Origin of the sequence: Sphingobium indicum BiD32 (assembly GCF_000382885.1) — a bacterium.
In the GTDB taxonomy this organism is placed as follows: Bacteria; Pseudomonadota; Alphaproteobacteria; order Sphingomonadales; family Sphingomonadaceae; genus Sphingobium; species Sphingobium japonicum_C.
Genome location: NZ_CAVK010000222.1, coordinates 1 through 2,637 on the forward strand (window position 1 = coordinate 1; position 2,637 = coordinate 2,637).

The window sequence follows — 2,637 nt, forward strand, 5'->3', positions numbered from 1 at the left end:
GGCCATCCACCTCCCCTTGCAGGGGAGGATTGGAAGCAGTGCAAAACAGGTCGCATGTGATTCGAGTGGGATAGCAGAGAGTGACAGCGACGAAACTCTATCGGCGGGACGGGGCGGATGCGGTGACCGCCTGCGCGCTCGACGATATTGTTTTGCTCTTTCATCCCCGGTCGGGCCAGACCCATATGGTGATCAGCCCGGTTCCCGAAATTCTCGATCAACTGGCCGACGGCGCGCCCGCCAGCGTGCGCCAGGTTCGTGACCGGCTGGCACTCACCTTCGATCTTGGTCCGCCGGATGACGCCTTGGCAGAAATCGCCGCCCATCTCGATGCGCTGGTCGCGCTTGGACTGGTGCGCCCGGCATGAGGCATCAACTGACCCTGCGCATCGGCCCGGCGACCTTCCGCATCGGCTCCGCCTGGCCCGCGCCGATCGCGCAGCTCGCCCGGCTCTACGCGGCCTATCCGCAACCGACCGACGCCATCGCCGATTTCACCGTCCGGCTCCAGCCGACCAGCCTTGTCCGCCGCTTCATCCGCCCCTCCATCTTCATCACCGGTGACCATGGCCTGGCCGACGCCGCGCCGATGAGCCTGTCCCACGGCCTGCTCGCGGCGGAAATGGGGATGAACCTGCAAATGGCGCTGGGCTGGCGGCGGCATTTGCTGCTCCATGCCTCCAGCGTGGAGAAGGATGGTCGCGTGCTGGTGATGACCGGCGAGTCCGGTTCCGGCAAATCGACCCTTGCCGCCTTGCTCGGTGAGCGCGGCTGGCGCTTCATGGGCGATGAATTTGCCCTGCTGGACCTCGACAGCGGTGCGATCCTGCCCTTTCCCCGCCTCGTCAGCCTCAAGAATCGCGCGATCGACGTGGTGGCGGGCGAAGTCGGCGAAGCCCGCATGGGACCGCTGCTCGCCGCCACGGCCAAGGGCGATATTCGCCATATGGTCCCCCGCGCCGATGCGGTCGCGCGCATGGGGCAGGGGACGATGCCCGCGCTATTGCTCTTCCCCCGCTTCGGCCACGCCGCTGATGTGCGTTCGGTGGGGCAGGCGGAAATCTTCATGCGCCTCACGCAAGCCTCGACCAATTATGTCGCGCTGGGCGAACCCGCCTTTGCCGCGCTGACCCGCTTCGTGCGCGATGTTCCCGCCCGTGCCATCGACTTCCCCACTGGTGAGGAGGCCATCGCCATGGTCGAGCAATTGTGGGAGGAGATGGCATGAGCGCCGCGCTGCTGGTGCGGACGCTGCGCGACCCTGCGTCGGTCGTGGCGCTGGATGCGGCGGGCTGGAACGGCCTGATCGCCGCTGCCCGCGCCGAACGGCTGATCGGCACGCTCGCCTTTCGCCTCGCCGACGTCGCGGTGCCGCCAGCCGTGACGCCGATCCTGTCCGACGCGCAGGCCGACGCCGCCCGCGAAGCGCAACAGGCCTTGTGGGAAGCCGACCGCGCGGCGCAGGCGCTTGGGGCTTTGGATTTGCGGGTCGTGCTGCTCAAGGGCACCGCCTATGCCGCCGCCGGACTGAAGGCCGGGGAGGGGCGCTTCATCGGCGATCTCGACATCCTCGTCCCCCGCGAAGCCATGGCGGCGGTCGAACAGGCGCTGATCGTAGCAGGCTGGGAATGGGTGAAGGAGGATCCCTATGACGACGCCTATTATCGGCAGTGGATGCACGAACTGCCGCCGATGATCCACGCCACGCGCGACCGGATGATCGACGTGCATCATACGATATTGCCGCTGACCGCGCGCCAGACGCCGGATGCCACCGCGATGATCGCCGATGCCGTCCCCATGGGTGATGGCCTCTATGTCCTTTCGCCCGAAGATCGTGTCGTCCACGCCGTCGCCCATATGCTGGCGGATGGCGATTTGCAGGGTGGTCTGCGCAACCTGTGGGACATCCACCATCTGCTGGCCGACACTAAGCCGGACATATTGGCGACCCGCGCCGCCCATCATGGCCTCGCCCCCCATGTCCGGCAAGCCCAACGCCTTGCCGCTACGCTTTACGGCCCCGGCACGCGCCTGACGCTATGGGACCGGCTGATCCGCGCCCGCCTGCTGGCCCGCGACGGCTGGGGCCGCGAAACCCGCAAGGGGCTGGTGTTCGCCTTCTTCCTGCGCTCCCACTGGCTGCGGATGCCGCCTTTGATGCTGGCCCGGCACCTGTGGACCAAATGGCGCAAGGGGCATCGGCCGGGGTAGATAACCCCCAATCGCCGTTCGCCCTGAGCCTGTCGAAGGGCTGTTCTTCTTGCTCATGGCCAACTTAAGCTGTTTCTCCCACACCCTCCAATTGCTTCAATTGCGCCAATATCTGACTCGATAATTTGTAAATATCAGTCAGGTCTGAAATCAGATGCTTGGTCTCAGCCTTGCCATCAAATGTGCTGACATATTTTGCGGTAATCCCGTTAAAATGGAGTCGAGCCACCGGCTTGCGATTATTGTCGTCGAGCAGGACGGCGCAATATGACTTGGCATCCCGCATTACGATTCGGCGTGGATCAGTAATTTGGGCTGCTATCGCCTGTACAATTCTGAAACCTGACACTTCTTCCTCTGTTGTAATGACTTCCCCGGCATCGAGCGGAGACGCTTCCGGCTCAGAGCCCGATCCGAAAGTTG

The 2,637-nt window shown here is 64.6% G+C and carries 3 protein-coding genes and 1 pseudogene; 3 read left to right on the forward strand and 1 reads right to left on the reverse strand.

Annotation, left to right across the window (positions count from 1 at the left end; all coding sequences use genetic code 11):
• Window positions 1-80: 80 nt before the first annotated feature.
• Genes EBBID32_RS19925 through EBBID32_RS19935 form a run of 3 tightly spaced genes read left to right on the forward strand, consistent with a single transcriptional unit; the run spans window position 81 to window position 2,214 of the window.
• Window positions 81-368 carry an HPr-rel-A system PqqD family peptide chaperone gene (locus EBBID32_RS19925; protein WP_006965314.1) on the forward strand — a complete coding sequence of 96 codons (288 nt, stop codon included), beginning with the start codon at window positions 81-83 and terminating at the stop codon, window positions 366-368.
• Complete coding sequence (locus EBBID32_RS19930; protein WP_006965316.1) at window positions 365-1,228, forward strand: HprK-related kinase A; 864 nt, start codon at window positions 365-367, stop codon at window positions 1,226-1,228. The genes EBBID32_RS19925 and EBBID32_RS19930 overlap by 4 nt, the downstream gene beginning before the upstream one ends.
• Window positions 1,225-2,214: a nucleotidyltransferase domain-containing protein gene (locus EBBID32_RS19935; RefSeq protein WP_006965318.1), complete on the forward strand. Its 990-nt coding sequence runs from the start codon at window positions 1,225-1,227 to the stop codon at window positions 2,212-2,214. Before EBBID32_RS19930 ends, EBBID32_RS19935 begins: the two co-directional genes overlap by 4 nt.
• A gap of 64 nt (window positions 2,215-2,278) precedes the next feature.
• Here EBBID32_RS19935 and EBBID32_RS24680 read toward each other — a convergent pair.
• Window positions 2,279-2,637: pseudogene (locus tag EBBID32_RS24680) on the reverse strand (type I restriction endonuclease); the annotation flags it as partial.

Coding starts and splice junctions, on each gene's coding strand:
- EBBID32_RS19935 (WP_006965318.1), top strand. CDS start 1,225: ATGAGCGCCGCGCTGCTGGTGCGGACGCTGCGCGACCCTGCGTCGGTC.
- EBBID32_RS19930 (WP_006965316.1), top strand. CDS start 365: ATGAGGCATCAACTGACCCTGCGCATCGGCCCGGCGACCTTCCGCATC.